Genomic DNA, 19,397 nt, shown 5'->3' with positions numbered 1-19,397 from the left:
GATCAGTTCTCGACGGGGAGGCCGAGCTGGCGCGCGACGCCCACCCTCAGCAGGTCGTTGGGTCCCGCGTAGGTGAGGGCCGCCAGCGGGCTGAGGGGGTCGGCCGCGAGGTCGGTGTCCGGCAGGAAGGCGCGCACGCCCGCCAGCGCGGTGGCGTGCTCGGTCATCCGCAGGTAGTCCTCGGAGACCGAGATCTTCGTCAGGGCGGCCTCGGCGGCGAGCCGGCGCGCGCTGGTTCCCGTGTCGAGGGCGGCGGCCAGCGTGTAGAGCTGGATCCGCGAGCGGTGCAGCGCCATCGCCATGTCGCTGATGCGGGCGGCCACCTGGTGACTGGCGCCCATCCGGCGGCCGAAGTGCTCCCGCTCGCGGGCCCACCGCGCCGTACGGTCCAGCAGCAGCCGCATCGGCCCCAGCGCGTAGCCGAGGATCAGGGCGCGTTCCCAGGCGGTCGTGGCCGACATGATGCCCAGCCCGGAGCCCTCCTGACCGATGACGGCCGTGGCGGGGAGCCGGGCGCCCTCGAAGAGCAGCTCGCCCATGGGGGCCGAGCGCAGGGCCGTCTTGTCGAAGGTCTCACCGCGGGAGACGCCCGGGGTGTCCAGCGGGACCAGGAAGGCGGTCAGGGCGAACGGCGTCCGTCCCGCTGCCGTACGGGCGAAGACGACGGCGAGGTCGGCGACCGGAGCGGCCGTGACGAAGGTCTTCGCCCCGGTGAGGACGTAGCCGTCCTGGTCCCGCTCGGCGCGGGTGGACATGGAGAACGGGTCGCTGCCTCCCATGCGCTCGGTCAGCGCGTGGCACAGCAGCGTCCGGCCCTCCTCGACGGACTCCGTGATGTCCTGACCGGGTCCCGAGAGGGTGGTGTGCAGCGGGTGCTGCATGCCGAACAGCTGCGACGTCAGCGCGTAGCACAGCCCGGGGTCGATCCCGGCCAGGCCGATCCCCTCGATCGCCGCGAGGCCGCGGGTGACCGGTCCTGGCCCGTCCGGGCCGCCGCCCGTGCGGCGCAGCACCCCGAGTGCGGCCAGCGCGCGCCACTGCGCGCGGAAGTCGTCCCCCGCTGTCTTGTCCGCCACCTGCGCGGCGCGTTCGCGGAACGCGTCGACGAGGCCCTCGGCCGGCGCCGGGGCACAGCGCAGCATCCGGGTGAGGGCGTCGCTCATGCCTGCGCCCCGCGTGGTGCGCTCTGGACCACGGCCCACAGGGCCAGCGGAGTACGGAAGTTGGCGGCGACGATCTCCGTCTCGGGCAGCTCGATGCCGGCCTGTTTGTCCAGCGCGGCGACGATCTCCATGATCGCCAGGGAGTCGAGCAGTCCGCTCTCCAGCAGCGGGGTGTCGGGGGCCAGGGTCTGCGGCTCCTCGCCGCGCGCCCAGGTGATCCGGCTCTGGACGAGGGCGCAGAGGTCTTCCACGCTGTTGATCGCGCTCATGAGGGGTTCTCCTGAAGGGTGGTGAGGGCGGTGTTCGCGGTCGGGGCCGCGTGCGGAACGGAAGTGGCCGGAAGGTCGTCGGCGAGGGCGCGACGGTCGACCTTGCCGCTGACGGTGACGGGCAGGGACGGCACCGGCACGATCCGGTCGGGAAGCATGCGGTGCGGCAGGGCGGTGCGCAGCTCCGCGAGCAACTCCCGTTCGGTGGCGGTGGTCTGGGCGTAGACCCAGATCTGCCCGGCGTGGGCGCCGTCCTTGGCCACGGCCGCGGCCGTCGTCACCTGCGGAAGGTCGAGAGCGGCGCTCTCGATGTCGAGCAGGTCGATGCGATGGCCGCGGCGCTTGACCTGGAAGTCGCGGCGGCCACGCAGGAAGACCCGGCCGTCGGCGGTGATGCGGCCCAGGTCGCCGCTGGCGTAGGCGCGGCGCACGACGCCGTCGCGGAAGGGCACCCGCACGGTCGGGTCGGTGAGCCGGCCGTCGCGCAGATAGCCCTGGAAGACGGTCGGCCCGGCGATGTGGATCTCACCCTCGCCGTCGGTGGGGCGGCCGTCGGCGTCCAGTACCTCGATGTGCACGCCGCCGATGCCCCGGCCGATGGTCAGTTCCTGCTCGGCCGTCCAGTCGCGCGGCACCCGGTAGTAGGTGCACGCGTTGGTCTCGGTGGGGCCGTACAGGTTGTAGAAGGGCCGGTCGCCCAGCAGCCGGAGGTAGTGCTCCAGCAGATGCGGGGCGAAGGCTTCTCCGCCGAAGGCCGCGATCCGCAACGAGGCAGGCAGCGCGTCGGCGATACCGCCCTGCTGGAGCAGGTTGTGGTAGAGGGAGGGCACCGCCATGAACGCGGTGATGCGCTGCTCGTTCAGCCAGCCGACGACGTCCCGGGGGAAGGAGCGCAGCATGTCGGGCAGCAGCACGGCACACGCTCCGGCCGCGGCGGCGCTGTACAGGTCGAAGGTGGTCAGGTCGAAGGTGAGCGCGGCCTGCGACCCGATGCGGTCCTCGGGCGTGAGCCCGAACTCCTCGGCCGCCCAGAGCGCGTAGTGCGCCACGTTCTCGTGGGACAGCAGGACGCCCTTCGGCCAGCCCGTGCTGCCGGACGTGAACAGGATGTACCCGCCGCGGTCGGCCGGCGCGGGCAGCGTCACCGGCTGCTCGGCCGGCCGGAGCACCTCGACGGCGGCGAGCCCGTGGCCGAACTCGCGCTCGGCGGGGACGCGCCGGTCGCCGTCGGGTACGGCGTCGCGGGCCCCGGCCGCGGCGGTGCGGGCGGCGGTCCGGAACCGCTCCGTGGTGAGCAGCAGGGAGATGCCCGCGTTGCGCAGCATCCGGGCCGTACGCAGCGCAGGGTCGGCGACGTCCATCGGGGCGGCCACGGCACCGGCGCGCAGCGCCGCGTACAGCGCGATGACGGTCGCGGGGGTCTTCGGCGCGTAGACGCCGACGCGCTGTCCCCGGTGGACGCCGGCCGCCGTCAGTTCGGCGGCGAGTGCGGCCACGGCCCGCTCCAGCTCGGCGTACGTCCAGGTGGCGCCCTGCCCGGCGAGGGCGGGGCGGTCGGGGTGGCGCCGGGCGGCATCGGCGAGCAGGTCGTCGAGCCGTGGTGTGGTGGTCCACGTCGTCATCGGATCCCTCCGGTGGCGGGCAGGCCCGTCGTGTGCTCGGCGAGGAAACCGGTGATGGCTTCGATGACGAGGTCGGGGCAGACGAGGTGCGGGTAGTGGTCGACCCCTTCGGGCACCAGGCGTCGCACCGGACCGCGTACCGCCCGCTCGAGGGCGTCGAGCTGGCCGAGCGTGCCGTACTCGTCACGGTCGCCCTGGATCATGAGGACCGGAGCGGTGACGTTCAGGTCGTTCTCGATGGACCAGGACCGGAACTCGTCGGAGAGCCACAGCTCGCTCCAGTTCGTGAACACGCCGTGCGGGTCGTCGTGGACCAGGGCGAGCCTGCGGTACAGCGGTCCGGCCGCGTAGGCGGCGCGTGCGGCCTCGATACCGGTGCGGTTGGCCTCTTCGAAGTACAGGTGCGGCCCCATGACGATCACGGCCTCGGCCGGCCGGACGGATGCGTACAGCAGGGCTGTGGAGGCGCCGTCGCTGTGTCCGATCAGGACCGGGTCGTGGATGCCGAGCAGGTCGAGCAGTTCGGGCAGGAACTGCTGCCCCTGTTCGTGCATGTAGCGCGCGGTGTGGGGGGACTTGGCGGGGCCGGAGCCACCGTTGCCGGGACGTGAGTAGACCAGGGCCCGGCGCCCGGTCGCGGCGGCGACCGCGGCGGGGAAGCGCCCCCAGGCGGCGACACAGCCGAGACCGCCGTGCAGGAAGACCAGCGGTGAACGGGACGGGTCGCCGTCGATGACAACGTGTTCGATCGGTCCGTGTCGGGTGTCTGCTACCGGCACATCAATTCCTTCGAGAAGAGGGTGCCTGCCCGGTTTTCGGCAGGATGAATTACCCGGAGCGCGTTCCCTGATAAATAGGGCACACCGGATCCCCGGGAAGGGAATCGCTGAATCGAGTACAGGGTCGATTCAGTGTTCAACCAATTAGTGGAACGGAGTTATCGCGGCTCGGCCGAGAATAGGCGGCAAAGCCGGGTGGGCCAGTCGCGGCACGTGCCGAATCGGCCAGGTCGCATCCGCACCGGAGCGCCGTCGAGCGCCGCGACCGTGCACCGCGCGGCGTGCGCACTCCCCATGGCCGGTCCGCCACAGGTCGGCTGCTACCTGTGCATTTGTCCACTCGGGGCAGTCCGGTCCGACTGCCGTCCGCGGTCCACGCGGTCTTCCGCGGTCGGGCCGGCGCCGCATGCGCCGCCCGCCGTCGGCAGCCCACACAAGGACGCCGATAGGTAAGGAATAGACAAAATCTGCGACCCCCGTCTCAGTGCTTCGAATGCCGACGCCAATGCCCGGACGGACGATTGATGGGGGCTGCGGATGCGATCTCCGCCGCCGCATCGTCCCTCTGGCCGTGGCGCCGTCGAAAACACTAGATGTGCCACGCACGGAGGAGAAATAGCTATGCCGGATCACCTATGCTCTGGAAGTATGGATGTAGATCTTCGCCACCTGAGGTACTTCCTCGCCGTTGCCGAGGACGGCGGATTCAGCGCGGCCGGCCGCAGACTCCACGTGGCCCAGCCGACCCTGACCCGCTGCATCCGATCCCTGGAGGACGCCCTGGGCGTCCGGCTCTTCGACCGTACGACGCGAAGAACTCAGCTCACGCCCAAGGGCCAGCGGCTCCACGACGAACTGGTCCCGGTCCTCAGGACGTTACAGGCGACCCTGGACGGCATACGGGTGGGCGAGCAGCTGCGGCTGGGCTTCAGCTGGGGACTGCCCGACGGCCTGTCCCTGATGGCGGCCTCCTTCGCCGAGGAGGGCGGCGTCCGGGTGGAGTACGTCCGCTGCGACACACCGCTCGCCGGACTGGACACCGGAGCGGCGGACCTCGCACTCCTGCGCGGCGACTCCCTGCCCAAGCATCTGCGCGGTGTCTTCCTCTACGAGGAGAGGCGGGTCGCGGCGGTTCCCGCGCACTGGACGCTGGCCGAGCGGGACGAACTCGCCTGGGAGGAACTGGCCGAGTGGCCTCTCATCGTCAACACCGTCAGCGGGGTGACGTTCCCTCACATGTGGCCCGCCGACCGGCGCCCGGTGGTGGGCGCGGAATGCTCCAACTACGACGAGTGGCTCGAGAAGGTGGCGGCGGGACTGGGTGTGGGAACCGCGCCGGAGGACTCCACGCGCCGCTACCACCATCCCGCCGTACGGTTCGTCCCCCTGCGCGACGCCCCCACCGTCCGCCTGCACCTCGCCTATCCGTCGCACGGCTCGCACCCGCAGGCGGCCCGGTTCGCCGAGAGCGTGTGGCGCGAGGTGAGCGGCGGCCAACTCCCCCCGGCCGACTCCGCACCTCCCCGCCGCCGCGCCCGACGCTCGGAAGCCCGTGATCGCGCAGCGCACAGGCCAACCCCCAGCGACCCGGCTCCGAGACTGCGGGACCTTCACCGACCACGAACGGTGTGAGAACCACCCGTTGCCGGTCGTGCAGGGCGAACCATCGACGCACGAACACCAGCCCACGCCGCGTCCGCCCCCTGCATTGAGCGGAACAACATCGAATCCGCCCGCACCCACGGCATCACCAGGGTGCGGGCGGCACCGTGCGGGTGCCCTTCAGCGGTGGCCGCCCCGCAGGGGCCGAGGGAAGTCAAGATTCCGACCGGTGTGCTCGGAGGCAACAGTGTGTGATCCCTCAACAGCCCTCGCATCGGACTGACGTATGGGCTCAAGGCCCCAAGAGGCAGGCGGAGTCCACCGGATGGGCACCAGCCGCGCGGCGTGCCACGTCACCCGAGTGCGTCCGTGCCTAAGGTGACGCCCGGAGGTGGAGAATGCGAGTGGGGTTGCACGCGCTCGGTATCGGTGACGGCGCCCGTCCCGAGGTGATCCGCGCGGTGGCCATGGCCGCGGAGGTGCACGGCTTCGCGAGGCTGTGGTGTGGTGAGCACGTGGTGCTCGTGGACGCGCCCGCTTCCCGCTATCCCTACTCACTCGACGGACGGATCGCCGTGCCCGCGGACGCGGACTGGCTGGACCCTATGCTCGCCCTGAGCTTCGCGGCGGCGGTCACCAGCCGGATCGAGCTCGCCACCGGCGTTCTCCTGCTGCCCGAGCACAACCCGATTATGGTCGCCAAACAGGCCGCCACACTCGACGTACTCTCCGCCGGGCGGTTCAGCCTGGGGGTCGGAGTCGGCTGGTCGGCCGAGGAATTCGCCGCGCTGGGTGTCCCCTTCGCCGGGCGAGGGCGCCGGACCGAAGAGTACCTGGCCTCGATGCGCACCCTCTGGACCGAGGACCCGGCCTCCTTCACCGGGGAGTTCACCCGCTTCGACGCGATCCGGGTCAACCCCAAGCCGGTGCGCGGCGGCCGCCTCCCGGTGGTGATCGGCGGCAACAGCGACGCCGCCTTGCGCCGTGCGGTCACGCTCGCAGACGGCTGGTACGGCTTCAACGTCCCGGCGGCCGACGTACCGGCGCGGATCTCCGTTCTCGCCGACGAGTGCGCCCGCCACGGCCGCGCTCTTGACGAGCTCACGGTCGCCGTCGCGCTGAGCGACGGCACCCCGGAGCACCTCCCCGCACTCGGTGCGGCGGGCGTCACCGAACTCGTCGTCGTCAGCGCAGCCCCGCCGACCCCGCGCGCAGCGGCCACCTGGGTCACGGACCTCGCACGAACCTGGATTCCCCGGGCCCAATGACCAGGGATCGCCGGGGAACCAGACGTTGTTCTCACGCCCGCAAGGCGTCCCCAGGGACACGATGACTGACCCGCAAGGAACAGGGCGGCGGCCGAGCCGGACCTCCCCAAGTCAGGCCGCCTCGACCAGCCGCTTCATGTCGGGCCGGTCGGTCACGCAGCCCACCAGGCCGAGCGTCCGGGCCAGCGCCAGGTCGCGCTCGTCGTTGACGGTCCAGGCCATCACGTCGATGCCGGCGGCGCCGCACTTCTCCACGATGGCCCGGTTCAGCTGGCGCAGTTCCACGCTGACCAAGGTGGAGCCGACCTTCTGAGCGCGGCCGACGAAGGTGTCGCGGTGTGCGCTGGGGCCTGCCACCAGCACGGTGCGGGCCTGCGGCAGCAGTGTGTGGATCTCGATCAGGGCCACGTCGTGGAACGACAGCACCGAGACGCGGTGCAGCAGGTCGCGGTCGGCGAGCACCTTGGCCAGCGACCGGGCGGCGGCCGCGTCCTTGATCTCCGCCTGGATCGGCAGCGTCGGCCCGACGGCGTCCAGCACCTCTTCGAACGTGGGGATCCGCTCGCCGCGGCCGGCGTCGAGCTTCTTGAGCTGCTGCAACGTCTGGTCGGCGATGGGACCGGAGCCGTCCGTCGTGCGGTCCAGGGTCTCGTCGTGCATGACGACCAGCTCGCCGTCCTTGCTCAGGTGCAAGTCCAGTTCGATGCCGTCCAGCCCCTCGCGTTCGGCCCGGAGGAAGGAGCGCAGGGTGTTCTCCGGCTCGGCGGCCATGACACCGCGGTGGCCGATGGTGAAGAAGGACACTCGTTGCCGTCCTTGGTGTGGTGGTTCGGGGCAGCCGCACGAGCGCCGTACCGTCGCTGGCCGGCATGCGACCGCCCGTCGGAGCACCCAAGCCTAATGGCCCTGGTCCTTTCGAGAATCCCCATCAGCGCCCCGCGACACAGCCGGCCGTCGTCGGCAGAGCCACTGGTGCCGACGCGGCGGGGTCGGACAAGCTCGGCACATGGACTGGATGCCCTTGCTCTCTACGCTGGCCGGTGCCGTCATCGGCATCGCGGCCACTGTGATCGCCGATCGCAACCGGTGGAAACGGGAGGAGGCCAGACACGCGCTGGAAGTCAGACGCGGGGTGTACACGGAGTTCGTTTCTGCCCTCAAAACCGCAGGTGAGGAGATGCGTGCGGTCGCTCTGGGTGATCACATGTCCGACTCGGCGCGTGATGCGGCTGTGCGGGAAGCCGTCCGTGGCACGGGCATCTACACGGCAAGCGAGCGCCTGTGGCTCGTGGGCCCGCCGCAGGTTGTGGCCGCGGGGAACGAGGCGTTCCACAGCCTTCGGGCGATACGTGACGCCTACGCCCAAGGGGTGGCTGTCGATTCCGCCGAATCGGCGCCCCTGATAGCTCGGCGGCGCACGGCCATGGCTGAGATGCGTCGCCTCATGCGTGAGGACCTGGGCATCGGTCCTCTGGACATCGAGTGATGTGTCACCGGCACCGCTGAACAAGGCGCTTGATACTGCTCCGGGCGGCCGGTGAGCAGCGGATGGGGGAGACCCCCGGACCGTGATCGGTCCAGGGGCCTTCCCGTGCGTCGACTGGTGCCGTCACCACCGCCAGCCGCGGTCGCAGACCACCCGGAAGCTGCCCACGACGCCGTGGTGACCGAATCCGCCGTCGCCGTGGAATCCGAACTCGCCGTCGCCGCCGTCGCCGTGGTCACGGGGCACCACGCCGAAGGTCTCGCTGCGGGGGCCCACGGTGGCGATCGGAGGGCCACCGTCGCAGTTGAAGCCCCGGAAGACCTCGACGGTCCTCCAGCTTTCGTTGAGAACATTGAAGCTGTGCGCGCCCAATCCGCTGGCCACGGTGATGCAGCCTTCCACGAAGGCCGGGTACGAACGTTCGTTGACGAAGATCCTTCCGACTCTCGCGTGGCCGTGACCGCGTCCACCGCCGCCGTAACGTCCACCGCCGTCACGTCCACTGTCGCCACGACGTCCACCACCGTCGCGTCCGCCGCTGTCGTGACGTCCGCCGCCGTCGCGTCCACCGTCGTCGTGACGTCCGCCGCCGTCGCGTCCACCGTTGCCGTCGCGGCCCCGGTTTCCGCCTCCGTCCCCGGTCTTGGCGCCCGAGGGTGCCGTGGCTGAAGAGGCAGAGGCTGCGAATGCGGTGAGTTGCACAGGCAGGGTGGCGTGGTGGGCCGGCCGGGTGGGGTGGTGCAGTGGCTGGGAGGCCCGGTGGGGGTTCGGGGAGGCCGACGTGGACTCGACGGGCGAGGCATAGGTGATGCCGGCAGCTGCAAGGACGGTCGCGCCTATTCCGGCACCGACCACGAAAGCACGCGAGGGCATGGGCACTCTCTCTTTCCTATGTGCGTTGGCCGGACGACCGACCTGCGATGAACGTACCGACAGCTCACATAACCGGCATTCCAGGTACGTCCAAGGTGTGAGGCTGTGAGGCCAACCAGGTGTCAGAGGTCCAGGACGACGCCCCGAACGACAGGGTCCGCTCCCAACTGCCGACCCAGGCTGACCTCGGACGTCAGCGGCCGCCAGGTGCGAGTCGGCCTGAGCGGCCAGCTATGCCCCGAGCGCTGCGTCATGGCCGTACGGCCGTCAGGCAGCCGTACGGCCAGCGTCCTCGACAGGGAGATTCACGCGCCCAGCTTGTGACCGCCCGATTTCCGCAGGGCTTCCTCAACACTCAGCGAGCGATCCGCTGCCCTCGGTGCCGAAAGCGGATCGCGCCGAAAATGAGGTCGGCGAGCAGTACGACGGCCCCGATGATCAGCAGATAGAAGAGGCCGTGTACGGCGAATCCGATGATGCCCAGTACGAGGGCTGCGAGGATCACGAGCAGAAACAGGACCATCGACTCTCCCGGTGACCTCGGTGGTTCAGCGCCGGGCCAGGCGGCGTTCGCCGCCCGCACCCGGGGCGTAATCGAGCGAGTAGTGGGCGAAGACACCGGGCTCGGCCGGAGCCGGGAGCTCGCCGTCCGTGTCTATCGCGGGGGCCTTCTTGACCAGGCCTTTGTCGTAGGCGACCTTCACGTACCCAGGGCCAACGGTCGCTTCCACGAGTGGCACGAACACCAGTCGACGGCGAGTGGGCAAACCGGTCATGACCGTGGCAAAGATCGGCTTGTCTGTCGCGGTGTCCACGTATACCGCCTCTAGGGCGCCGATTTTGTGGCGACCGGGATCGAGTACATCATGGCCACGCCATTCACGGATGTCGCTTGCCTCAAACACGGTGAACCTCCGCCTTCGCGAGTACCCCGTGACCGTGTAGCAATGTCTCTCGGAGCAGTAGTGCCGCACCGAAATCATTCGCACTATCAGCGCTATCGGCAGCAAGGTGAGATCGCGACACTGCCGACCGACCGAGGCCGCGTCGCGACGACCGCTTAGGAAGCCTGTGCGTCGTGCTTCTCGTGGTTGGCGAGGACTCGGTCCATATGGGTTTGCGCCCACTGTCTGAGCCCGCGTGTCATGTGGTGGAGTGAGAGACCGAGGTCGGTCAGCTCGTAGGTGACGGTGACCGGGACCGTGGGCGTCACGGTGCGGACGAGCAAGCCGTCGCGTTCGAGGGCTCGTAGGGTCTGGGTCAGCATCTTCTGGCTGACGCCGGCCAGTAGCCGGGCGAGCTCTGAGTAGCGCATCGCCTTCGGGGTGTGCGCAGCGCCGGGCTGTTCGGACGCGTCACCGCCCAGTGCGCACAGGATCAGGACGACCCACTTGTCGGAGATCCGGTCGAGGAGCTGACGGCTGGGGCACACCGCGAGGAACGCGTTGTACTCCGCCTTGGCCTGCGCTTTCCTGTCGGCCTTCGTCGTCGTCACCGATCACGCCCCACTCTCTGGGTTAGTTACGCACTTTTGAGTGCCTACTTCCCAAGGGGAAGCGACTCTTCAAGACTGCTGCAAGGGGGCTGGAGACACCATCCCCTGGGACGAAGCGAAAGGGACTCGATGACCGCGCCCTCCACACCGCTTCCGGGCGGAACCTGGACGCTGGGTGACTCGACCGTCACCCGGTTCGGCTACGGAGCGATGCAGCTCGCCGGTCCGTGGGTCGTGGGGCCGCCCGCCGACCACGACGGCGCCCTGGCCGTCCTGCGCGAGGCAGTCAGCCTCGGAATCACCCACATCGACACCAGCGGCGCCTACGGACCGCGCATCACGAACGAGCTGATTCGCGAAGCGCTGCACCCCTATCCGGAGTCGCTTTTCATCGCCACCAAGGTGGGCGCGACCCGCGACGCACAGGGCGGCTGGCCCACGGCTCGGCGCCCCGAAGACCTGCGCAAGCAGGTCCACGAGAACCTCGAATCCCTCGGCGTCGAGGCCCTCGCCCTGGTCAACCTGCGCATGGGCGACGCTCAGGGTGCCCAGCCCGGCTCGATCGCCGAAGCATTCGAGACGCTCGCCGACCTCCAGCGAGAGGGCTTGATCCGCCACCTCGGCGTCAGCAACGTCACCGCGGAGCAGGTCGTCGAGGCGCGCGGCATCGCCCCGATCGTGTGCGTGCAGAACATGTACAACCTCGCCCACCGCCACGACGACGACCTCGTAGACCACCTCGCCGCCGACGGTATCGCCTACGTGCCGTTCTTCCCGCTGGGAGGCTTCACGCCGCTGCAGTCCGAGGCCCTCTCCCGGGTCGCGAGCCGGCTCGAGGCGACGCCGATGTCGGTCGCGCTCGCCTGGCTGATGCAACGCTCGCCGAACATCCTGCTCATCCCCGGTACCTCGTCCACCGCCCACCTGCGCGAGAACATCGCGGGCGCCGGGCTCTCCCTCTCCCAGGAGGATCTGGCCGACCTGGACAGCATCGGACACTGAACCACACAGTGGCGCATCACCGGCCTGCCCGGCGGTGAGGACCAGGGCCGGCGGTCGGCAGTTCCCATCGGCGGCAGGCCGACCTTCTTGGTCAGTCCGCCGCGGGACCGGCCGATGACGTGACCGGCCGTTTCGCCGGCCGGGGCCCTTCTGCGCTGGCCGGGCCGGCCTCGCAGAGAGGAAGCCGACCCCTACTTGAGAAGCGGCGGCACCTCCGGTACCTCGATAGCGTTCGCTATGTCGGCCGGGGTCAGCTTGAAGTTCTCGGGGAAGGCGTCGCGCCGCGTACGGCGGGCGGGCTCGGTCGTGCGCCAGGTGTACAGGCAGCGGCCGCACTGGAGCACGTCCCACACTCCGGGGACGGGTGAGGTGGCGAGCCGGGTGACCGTCTCGAAGGCGCAGCGGGGGCACTCAGCAGGCGGATTGCTCATGGGGTGGTCCTTTCGAAAAGATCGGGGAGGTCGTTCAGGCACGGCCAGCGAGCATGCTCTGCAGCCGGGCCGCCCACTGCGCGGTCTCCGGCAGGTCCTTGGCGGGTGTGGAGAAGTTGCCGCGAACGTCAGGTGAGACCGGCGTCGTCGCATCGATGATCATCTTGCTGGTGATGCCGGCGGGCTGGGCCGCCGGGGCCAGCTCCACGACGGACAGGTTGGGGATGACGACGACGTCGTCCTTCGGGTTCACCTTGGCCGACATCGCCCACATGACCTGCGGCAGGTTGAAGGGGTCCACGTCCTCGTCGACGACGATCACCTGAGCGACGTAGCCGAGTCCGTGCGGTGTCGTCATGGCGCGCATGCCGACGGCCTTCGCGAAGCCGCCGTACCGCTTGGCCGTGGAGATGATCACCAACAGACCGTGCGTGTACATGGCGTTGACAGCCTTCACCTCGGGGAACTCGGCGCGCAGCTGCTTGAGCAGCGGCACACACGTGTTGGGGCCGACGAGGTAGTCGCACTCGGTCCACGGCATGCCGATGTGGAGCGATTCGAAGACCGGGTTCGTACGGAACGAGACGCGCTCGACGCGGATGACGGGCATGCGGCGCCCGCCCGAGTAGTGGCCGGTGAACTCGCCGAAGGGGCCCTCGATCTGCCGCTTGCGCGACTCGATGACGCCTTCGATGACGACCTCGCTGCCCCACGGCACGTCGAAGCCGGTGAGCGGCGCGGTGGCGATCGGGGCGGGCGCCCCGCGCAGTGCGCCGGCCATCTCGTACTCGCTGTGGTCGTAGGCCATCGGCATCCCGGCGACGATCGCCATCACCGGGTCGTTGCCGAGGGTGATGGCGATGGGCAGGTCCTCGCCCTTCTCCTCGGCCTTGCGCAGGTGCTGGGCGACGTCGTGCATGGGGACCGGCTGGAAGGCGAGACGGTTGGTGCCGATCACCTGGATGCGGTACGTGCCGACGTTCTGCTTGCCGAAGTGGTCGGGATCGTCGGGGTCGCGGGAGACGACGGCGGCCTTGTCGAGGTAGAAGCCGCCGTCGCCGTCGTTGAGACGGAACAACGGGAGCACCGAGAACAGGTCGACGTCGTCGTCCTCCTGGGTGTTCTCCCGCCAGGGCGCGTCCTCGCGACGCTCCGGCGCGACGGGGAAGGCGTCCCAGCGGCGCGCGAACTCCTCCACCTGCTCCTTGACCGGGGTGTTCCTCGGCAACCCGAGCGCGAGCGCGTGGTTGGCCCACGAGCCGTGCACGTTCATCGCGATCCGGGCGTCGGTGAAGCCCTTGACGTTGTCGAAGTAGAGGGCGGGCCCGTTCTCGCCGATGCGGCCCGTCGCGTTGGCGGCGGCCGCGAGATCGGGCTCGGGCAGCACCTCGTCGGTGATGCGCAGCAGCTGCCCCTCCTTGTCCAAGGTGTCGAGGAAGCTGCGCAGATCGTCATAAGCCATGGGGAACTCCTTTGCGGGCTACGGGACTTCGGGCGGTGTGGGGACTTCAGGCGGCGTCGCGGGAAGCGGTGCGGGCCGCGCGCATTCCGGCCCAGCGCCTGGCGGCGGGCGCGGGCAGCTCGAACTGGTCGAGGACGCGGGCCACCACGTGGTCGACGATGTCGTCGACGGTGCGCGGGTGGTTGTAGAAGGCGGGCATGGGCGGCACCAACTGCACGCCCATGCGAGCGAGTTCGAGCATGTTCTGCAGGTGGATCTCGCTCAGCGGGGTCTCTCGCGGGACGAGGACGAGCCTGCGCCGCTCCTTCAGCACGACATCGGCGGCGCGCGCGACCAGCCCCTCCGCGTAGCCGGTCCTGATCCCGGCGAGGGTCTTCATCGAACACGGCACGATCACCATGCCGTCCGTGCGGAAGGAGCCGGAGGAGATGGTGGCGCCCTGGTCGTCGGGGTGGTGCGTGACGTCCGCGAGCGCGGAGACCTCTGCCACGGACAGACCGGTCTCCAGCTCGATCGTCGTGCGCGCCCACCGGGACAGGACGAGATGCGTCTCCACGTCCGGCAGCTCCCGCAGATTCTCCAGGAGCCGGACACCGAACGGGGCGCCCGTCGCCCCGGTCATTCCCACGACCAACCGCACAGGACCACTCCTCACCCGTTGCTGACCTGTGCTTTCACGCTATGAGGCGGTCCGGCCGCGGCGGCGGTACGCTCGGGACTAGCGATGGGGAAAAACGGACACGATCGGCACCCTGACGTCAGGGACCTGGTTTACACCCCGACCGTCGGCGCACCGGCCGGGGTCGAGGTGATGGAGCTCGCCGACCTGTACGAGCGGGCGCGCCGCCACGGCAACGACCCGTACGCGCCGCTGCGCCCGTCCTTCCACCAGCTGATCGGCGCCCGCGACCGGCCGCTGCTGATGGCGGTGGACTTCGTCGAGTACGCATTGCGGCCGGGCTCGTGGCTGTGGATCCGGCCGGGGCAGGTGCAGCGGTTCGGCCCGGATCTGAGGGCGGCGGACGGGGTGGTCGTGCTGTTCGAGGCGGGGTTCCTGCCGCCCGCGACCGTGGCGGCAGCGCACATGGATCCCCCGTACGAGCAGCGGCCGCTCACACCCGAGGGCCCGGACGCGGAGGGCGTGCGCCGCGCCCTCGACCATCTCAGGTACGAGTACGGACAGCTGGCCTCGCTGCCGCTGCAGACACACGCCGAGGTGCTGCGCGCCCTGCTGTCCGTCCTCGTGATGCGTCTGGCGCAGGCCCGGGGCCCGGCACCACGGCCCGCCGCCCCGTCCGAGGTGTTCCGCCGCTTCCATGCGGCCGTGGAGCGAGACCACGCGGTGACGCGCCGCGTGGAGGACTACGCGGCGGCACTCGGCTACAGTCCGCGCACGCTGACCAGGGCCGCGTCCGCGGCGACGGGCCGCACGGCCAAGCAGTACATCGACGATCGGGTGCTGCTGGAGGCCAAGCGGCTGCTGCGGCACAGCGGTCTTGCGGCGAAAGAGGTCGCGGACCGCCTCGGTTTCGTCGACGCCAGCGACTTCACCAAGTTCTTCCGACTGCGGACGGGCGTGACGCCGGGGGCGTTCCGGGGCGGTACGGACGTCAGGTGACGTCACATCAGGTGACGAGGCAGCCCGCCACGCGTGGGCGGTCATGACGTAGTGTGGAGGTATCGGAGTAGAAACGTGCTCTGGGGCCGAGCAGATGGCCGGACAGGGAGTACGCGCACACGCGGTATCGGACGATCCGCCACTCCTTCCGCGGAAGGAGTGCGTGATGAGGGCGGCACAGTTCAGCCGGTTCGGCGGCCCGGAGGTTCTTGAGATCGTTGACCTCCCGGATCCCCATCCCGGCGCCGGGGAGATACGGATCAAGGTCCGTGCCGCGGGCATCAACGCGAGCGACTGGAAGAAGCGTCAGGGCCTGATGGACCAGGAACTGCCACAGACCCTGGGCTACGAGGCCGCGGGCGTCGTTGACGAGATCGGCGACGACGTCTCGGGTGTCACGGTTGGCGACCGGGTCTTCGGAGCCTCACCATACGGAGCCGCCCAAGCGGAGTTGGCCGTGCTGTCCTACTGGGCCCCGATCCCGGACTCGCTCGACTATGCGCGGTCTGCAGCGATCCCCGCGGCGGCCGAGACCGCAGCGCGCTCGCTCGACCAGCTTGGCGTAACAGCGGGCAGCACCCTGCTCATCAACGGGGCATCCGGCAGCGTCGGGAGTGCCGCTGTCCAACTCGCCGTGGAGCGCGGCGCGCGCGTCATCGGCACGGGCAGTCCAGGCACGCACGATGCCCTCCGCGCGCTCGGCGCCGAGCCGGTGGCATACGGCGACGGGATGCCGGAACGCGTCCGGGCCATCATGCCGTCGGGTGTCGATTTCGCACTGGACGTCGCCGGCAGCGGCGTCCTTCCCGAACTCGTGGGGCTCGCGGGCGCGCCCGAGCACGTGATCACGGTCGCCGACTTCCGCGGCGCGCAGCAGACGGGCATCCGCTTCAGCCGCGGCGACACCGGCCGCGCCACCTACGCGCTGGCCCAGGTCGCTCATATGGCCGAAACGGGACGATTCTCCATCCAGGTCGGCCAGACCTTCCCCTTGACCGAGGTGGCCCACGCGCACCGCGTCGGCCAAGCCGGAACTGTGCGCGGCAAACTCGTGCTACTCGTGGACTGACGGTCATCAAAGGGACTCTTCACGAGTGAAGGGGCAGTAGCGGCCACGGAGGTGTGTTCGTGGCGGCCGTTGAGAGTCCAGTTCGGCCGGGAGTACGGCGTCGTCTTCCCCCGGACCGGGCGACGGGCGAGTGAGGGTCCCGTCTTCTCTTAGGGCTAAGATTTCAGCGGGTGCGCGGGCACGTGAGTCCGCGACTCGCGACGGGACGAGCCGCGAGGGGATGACATGACTCAGCGCAGGGCGGGGCGGCGACCGGATGCCGTGGCGGGGATCGTGGAGGACTGGGCGCGTGAACGGCCCGGTCTCGACACCGCGCCGCTGGAGGTGCTGGCCCGGCTGCACCGCGCGTACCTGCAGTACCACTCGCGGCTGACCTCCCAGATCGAGCGGCACGGGCTGTCCGTGGCCGGCTTCGACGTGCTGACGGCGCTGCGCCGGTCCGGGGCGCCGTACCGGCTGACCGCGGGACAGCTGGCGGCCTCCGGTCTCATCTCCTCGGCGGGCGTCACACTGCGCCTGGACCGGCTGGAGAAGGACGGGCTGCTGGTGCGGGAGCGCGACGCCGAGGACCGCCGCGTCGTCTACTCGCGCCTGACCGACGCAGGGCTGCGCAAGGTCGACGAGGTGTTCGCCGAGCACCTGGAGAACGAGCGGCGGATGCTCGGCGGGGTCTCACCCGCCGAGCGCCGTCAGCTGGCCCGGTTGCTGTCCAAGCTGGAGCGCTCCATCGTCGAGTCCGACGGGGCCGAGCCGGAGGAGGAGGCCGCGGGCTGAGTCACGGCCGGCCGGAGGAGGAGCCAGATCCCGCAGGCCAGCGTCAGCAGCTGGGTCCCGGCCAGCAGACCGAACCCGGCGCCGAAGCCGCTGCCGCCGCCCGCCGCGATCGCCCAGCCCATCGCCGTGGGCATCAGCGCGGAGACGAGGTTGCCGACGCCGTTGACGGTCCCGTAGGCGCTGCCCACCGAGCCGGCCGGTGCACACCTCTGGACCAGGGTCGGGATCGCCGGGCCCTGCAGTCCCCAGAAGCCGTTGGCCAGGATCAGCCCGGTCGCCGCCGCCCACGCCGTGTCCGCGCCGATGACGAACACGACGCAGCAGGCGGTGCCGAGGGAGCCGGTCACGAACAGCACCGGCAGGCGCCGGGCGGGCAGCCGGTCCAGCAGCCAGCCGCCCAGGAAGCCGGAGGCGAGGCTCATCAGGAACGGCAGCGACGACACGGCGCCCATCGCGGCGATCGAGAAGTGCCGCTCCCGCAGCAGGTACGAGGGCAGCCAGGCCGTCGAGCCCCACAGGTAGGCGAGCGTGGCGATCTCGATGAGCAGGATCACCCCGAGCCGCGGGGTGCGCAGCGCGAGCCTCAGGGTCTGGCCGAACGACGTCCGCTCCCTCGCCCGCGCCCCTCGGCCCTTGATGAACAGCCACACCAGGGGGAGGCCGACAGCCGCGTTCAGCAGGCCGAGCAGCAGGAAGGACGCGTGCCAGTCGAAGCGGTAGACGAGGTACGTGACCAGCGGCAGCCCGGCCGCCGTGCCCAGCGACACCCCCATGGAGCTGACCGCGTTGGGCTTTCCCGCCTGCTCGGGCGGGAAGTGCTCGCGCACGTACATCGTCTTCAGCGAGAACAGCGGGCCCTCGCTCGCGCCCAGCAGCGCCCGGCACACCACCAGCACGAGCGCGCCGGAGGCGTACGGGGAGACGACGGTCAGCAGCGCCCACAGGCCGACGCTGACGAACAGGCCACGCCGCACGCCGAGCACCGTCTCGTACAGCGGGGTCAGGAAGAACGCCGCGATGCCGTAGCCGGCCAGGAACAGGGTGGTCAGGGCGCCCTGGGCGACGGTGTCGCCGGTGATGCCGAAGTGGTCGGTGAACGCCTTGTCCGTGACGAGCACGGAGACGTTCACCCGGTCCACGTAGCTGATCAGGACGATCACCAGCAGGCTCAGGACGCCCGGCCACCGCCGCGCGGCGGCTGTCGCTCTCATGCCGCCGGGTCCGCCGCGCCCGCCTTGGACTGCTGCCGGGCCTGCGCCTGGTACAGGCGGCGCAGCCGGACCACACCGAGGTCGTGCTGGTAGAGGTTCTCCTGCTGGTCGGCGTCGGCGGGCATGGCCTGCAGCATGACCCGGTCCTGCTCCAGGACCTCCCAGTGGCGTTCCTCGATGAGGGTCTTGTACAGGAAGCGCCAGGTGTCGCGCTGCCAGCCGGAGACGTTCCGGTAGCGCCAGAAGAAGACGCCGGTGCGCTCGGCGTCCACCGGGCAGGCCATGCCGACGATGCCGAACGGGCCGCCCGGGCCGGCCGACGGCGGGTACGGGATGGACAGGTCCACCCAGTCGACACCGGTGCGGCACAGTTCGACCCAGTCGAAGTTGACGCCGCGCTGGTCGGTCTTCTCGAAGAAGTAGCCCCGGTCGGTCTCGCGGATGCGGAACTTGGCCGTCGTGTCGCCGTCGTACATGGTGTGCGACTCGTGGTGCAGGAACGCGCCGTGCATCGGGTCGAGCAGGTTCTCCATGGCGAAGCGCCACGGCACGTTCCACTCGGCGTAGCAGAGGATCGCGGAGATGCCGGGGTTCGTGAGCGGTTCGGGCAGGGTCAGGTCGGCCGGCTCGGGGTGCTCCTCGTCGCCGAAGTAGGCGAGGATCGCGCCGCCGACCTCGCGGACCGGCAGGGAGGTGACGAGCGTCTTGCCCTCCAGGTTGCAGCCGGGCAGGCCGGGCACGGAGGTGACGGTGCCGGAGCCGTCGACTTCGACGCCGTGGTACCAGCAGGCGACGCGGTCGCCGAGGTGCTTGCCGAGGGAGAGCGGGGCGCCGCGGTGCGGGCAGCGGTCGGCGAGCATCGAGAGGGTGCCGTCGGCCCTGCGGAACAGCAGCCAGTTCTCGCCGAGTGCGGTGACCTTGCGCAGGCCGCCCGGCTCGACGAAGTGGGAGGGCACCACGGGGTGCCACTGGTTGCGCAGGCCGTGGGCGTAGATGTGCTCTGCGGTGTCGCGGGTGGTGAGGGTCATGTCAGGCTCCCAGGCGGTGCATCTCGGCGCGGAAGGTGTCCTCGGTCCACGGCTCGCCGCCGGGGGTGCGGACCTGGCGGGCGTTGAGCCCGGCCACGACGTCGGCCAGTTCGTGGCCGTCGTCGGTGAAGATCTCCTCCAGGGTGCGGGCGAGCTTCAGTTCGTAGGGGGTGGGTTCGTGGTCGCGGCTCTGGTGCGGGTCGAGGTACGGCCAGGCGGTGGTGTCGGTGGTCATGGGTCTCTCG

General features: G+C 70.3%; 22 protein-coding genes. 7 read left to right on the top strand and 15 right to left on the bottom strand.

Translation table 11 applies throughout. The features are described from left to right. Positions 1-2 precede the first annotated feature (2 nt). The 4 genes from AB0950_RS18835 to AB0950_RS18820 are packed head-to-tail and all read right to left on the bottom strand — an operon-like array spanning position 3 to position 3,833. Positions 3-1,163 carry an acyl-CoA dehydrogenase gene (locus AB0950_RS18835; protein WP_366778992.1) on the bottom strand — a complete coding sequence of 387 codons (1,161 nt, stop codon included), beginning with the start codon at positions 1,161-1,163 and terminating at the stop codon, positions 3-5. Next, the gene (locus AB0950_RS18830; protein WP_360158507.1) at positions 1,160-1,432 is read right to left on the bottom strand and encodes an acyl carrier protein; all 273 of its coding nucleotides are present in this window, start codon (positions 1,430-1,432) and stop codon (positions 1,160-1,162) included. The genes AB0950_RS18835 and AB0950_RS18830 overlap by 4 nt, the downstream gene beginning before the upstream one ends. Next, the gene (locus AB0950_RS18825; protein WP_366778991.1) at positions 1,429-3,054 is read right to left on the bottom strand and encodes an amino acid adenylation domain-containing protein; all 1,626 of its coding nucleotides are present in this window, start codon (positions 3,052-3,054) and stop codon (positions 1,429-1,431) included. The genes AB0950_RS18830 and AB0950_RS18825 overlap by 4 nt, the downstream gene beginning before the upstream one ends. After that, a complete protein-coding gene (locus AB0950_RS18820; protein ID WP_366778990.1) occupies positions 3,051-3,833 on the bottom strand; it encodes an alpha/beta hydrolase in 783 nt (260 codons plus the stop codon). Before AB0950_RS18820 ends, AB0950_RS18825 begins: the two co-directional genes overlap by 4 nt. Before the next feature lie 648 nt (positions 3,834-4,481). Here AB0950_RS18820 and AB0950_RS18815 point away from each other — a divergent pair. After that, complete coding sequence (locus tag AB0950_RS18815) at positions 4,482-5,465, top strand: LysR family transcriptional regulator (protein ID WP_360158498.1); 984 nt, start codon at positions 4,482-4,484, stop codon at positions 5,463-5,465. Positions 5,466-5,833: 368 nt separating this feature from the next. After that, positions 5,834-6,703 carry an LLM class F420-dependent oxidoreductase gene (locus AB0950_RS18810; RefSeq protein WP_366778989.1) on the top strand — a complete coding sequence of 290 codons (870 nt, stop codon included), beginning with the start codon at positions 5,834-5,836 and terminating at the stop codon, positions 6,701-6,703. A 111-nt stretch (positions 6,704-6,814) separates the two neighbouring features. On the opposite strand, the gene AB0950_RS18805 is transcribed toward AB0950_RS18810, so the two are convergent. After that, the gene (locus AB0950_RS18805; protein ID WP_366778988.1) at positions 6,815-7,507 is read right to left on the bottom strand and encodes a glycerophosphodiester phosphodiesterase family protein; all 693 of its coding nucleotides are present in this window, start codon (positions 7,505-7,507) and stop codon (positions 6,815-6,817) included. Positions 7,508-7,709: 202 nt separating this feature from the next. Here AB0950_RS18805 and AB0950_RS18800 point away from each other — a divergent pair, with 202 nt between their 5' ends. Further along, positions 7,710-8,189 (top strand): hypothetical protein, encoded by a 480-nt coding sequence (locus tag AB0950_RS18800; protein ID WP_360158490.1) that lies wholly within the window; start codon positions 7,710-7,712, stop codon positions 8,187-8,189. Between the two features lie 123 nt (positions 8,190-8,312). Here AB0950_RS18800 and AB0950_RS18795 read toward each other — a convergent pair whose 3' ends face one another. The 4 genes from AB0950_RS18795 to AB0950_RS18780 form a co-directional block, all read right to left on the bottom strand. Continuing rightward, positions 8,313-8,573, bottom strand: a complete 261-nt coding sequence (locus AB0950_RS18795) for a hypothetical protein (RefSeq protein ID WP_360572070.1) — start codon at positions 8,571-8,573, stop codon at positions 8,313-8,315. Between the two features lie 844 nt (positions 8,574-9,417). Beyond that, on the bottom strand, positions 9,418-9,585 hold the full coding sequence (locus AB0950_RS18790) for a hypothetical protein (RefSeq protein WP_366778987.1): 168 nt from the start codon (positions 9,583-9,585) through the stop codon (positions 9,418-9,420). Between the two features lie 25 nt (positions 9,586-9,610). Then, positions 9,611-9,967: a PRC-barrel domain-containing protein gene (locus AB0950_RS18785; RefSeq protein ID WP_360158481.1), complete on the bottom strand. Its 357-nt coding sequence runs from the start codon at positions 9,965-9,967 to the stop codon at positions 9,611-9,613. A gap of 155 nt (positions 9,968-10,122) precedes the next feature. Beyond that, positions 10,123-10,557 carry a helix-turn-helix domain-containing protein gene (locus AB0950_RS18780; protein WP_366778986.1) on the bottom strand — a complete coding sequence of 145 codons (435 nt, stop codon included), beginning with the start codon at positions 10,555-10,557 and terminating at the stop codon, positions 10,123-10,125. A 129-nt stretch (positions 10,558-10,686) separates the two neighbouring features. On the opposite strand from AB0950_RS18780, the gene AB0950_RS18775 reads away from it, so the two are divergent. Continuing rightward, complete coding sequence (locus AB0950_RS18775) at positions 10,687-11,559, top strand: aldo/keto reductase family oxidoreductase (RefSeq protein WP_366778985.1); 873 nt, start codon at positions 10,687-10,689, stop codon at positions 11,557-11,559. 191 nt (positions 11,560-11,750) lie between these two features. Here AB0950_RS18775 and AB0950_RS18770 read toward each other — a convergent pair whose 3' ends face one another. From AB0950_RS18770 to vdcB, 3 genes are read right to left on the bottom strand one after another with little or no spacing between them, the layout of a single operon-like run. Further along, positions 11,751-11,990: a non-oxidative hydroxyarylic acid decarboxylases subunit D gene (locus AB0950_RS18770; RefSeq protein WP_360158472.1), complete on the bottom strand. Its 240-nt coding sequence runs from the start codon at positions 11,988-11,990 to the stop codon at positions 11,751-11,753. 34 nt (positions 11,991-12,024) lie between these two features. Further along, positions 12,025-13,452 carry a non-oxidative hydroxyarylic acid decarboxylases subunit C gene (locus AB0950_RS18765; protein ID WP_366778984.1) on the bottom strand — a complete coding sequence of 476 codons (1,428 nt, stop codon included), beginning with the start codon at positions 13,450-13,452 and terminating at the stop codon, positions 12,025-12,027. A gap of 46 nt (positions 13,453-13,498) precedes the next feature. Then, a complete protein-coding gene (gene vdcB, locus AB0950_RS18760; RefSeq protein ID WP_360158466.1) occupies positions 13,499-14,092 on the bottom strand; it encodes a non-oxidative vanillic acid decarboxylases subunit B in 594 nt (197 codons plus the stop codon). Between the two features lie 171 nt (positions 14,093-14,263). Between vdcB and AB0950_RS18755 the strand changes: the two genes are divergently transcribed. The 3 genes from AB0950_RS18755 (at position 14,264) to AB0950_RS18745 (ending at position 16,913) form a co-directional block, all read left to right on the top strand. Further along, the gene (locus tag AB0950_RS18755) at positions 14,264-15,070 is read left to right on the top strand and encodes a helix-turn-helix transcriptional regulator (protein WP_366778983.1); all 807 of its coding nucleotides are present in this window, start codon (positions 14,264-14,266) and stop codon (positions 15,068-15,070) included. A gap of 166 nt (positions 15,071-15,236) precedes the next feature. Then, positions 15,237-16,139, top strand: a complete 903-nt coding sequence (locus AB0950_RS18750; protein WP_366778982.1) for an NADP-dependent oxidoreductase — start codon at positions 15,237-15,239, stop codon at positions 16,137-16,139. 225 nt (positions 16,140-16,364) lie between these two features. Continuing rightward, on the top strand, positions 16,365-16,913 hold the full coding sequence (locus AB0950_RS18745; protein ID WP_366778981.1) for a MarR family transcriptional regulator: 549 nt from the start codon (positions 16,365-16,367) through the stop codon (positions 16,911-16,913). Here AB0950_RS18745 and AB0950_RS18740 read toward each other — a convergent pair. The 3 genes from AB0950_RS18740 to AB0950_RS18730 are packed head-to-tail and all read right to left on the bottom strand — an operon-like array spanning position 16,829 to position 19,387. After that, positions 16,829-18,124, bottom strand: a complete 1,296-nt coding sequence (locus AB0950_RS18740; protein ID WP_366778980.1) for an MFS transporter — start codon at positions 18,122-18,124, stop codon at positions 16,829-16,831. The genes AB0950_RS18745 and AB0950_RS18740 overlap by 85 nt on opposite strands. Beyond that, positions 18,121-19,152 (bottom strand): aromatic ring-hydroxylating dioxygenase subunit alpha, encoded by a 1,032-nt coding sequence (locus AB0950_RS18735; RefSeq protein WP_360158451.1) that lies wholly within the window; start codon positions 19,150-19,152, stop codon positions 18,121-18,123. The genes AB0950_RS18740 and AB0950_RS18735 overlap by 4 nt, the downstream gene beginning before the upstream one ends. 1 nt (position 19,153) lies before the next feature. Beyond that, a complete protein-coding gene (locus AB0950_RS18730) occupies positions 19,154-19,387 on the bottom strand; it encodes a recombinase-like helix-turn-helix domain-containing protein (RefSeq protein WP_360158448.1) in 234 nt (77 codons plus the stop codon). Between the last annotated feature and the right edge of the window lie 10 nt (positions 19,388-19,397).

Source organism: Streptomyces sp. NPDC007189 (assembly GCF_040703635.1).
Classification (GTDB): domain Bacteria; phylum Actinomycetota; class Actinomycetes; order Streptomycetales; family Streptomycetaceae; genus Streptomyces.
The sequence above is the reverse complement of the archived record's forward strand: the minus strand, read 5'-3'. Positions and strand labels throughout refer to the sequence as shown.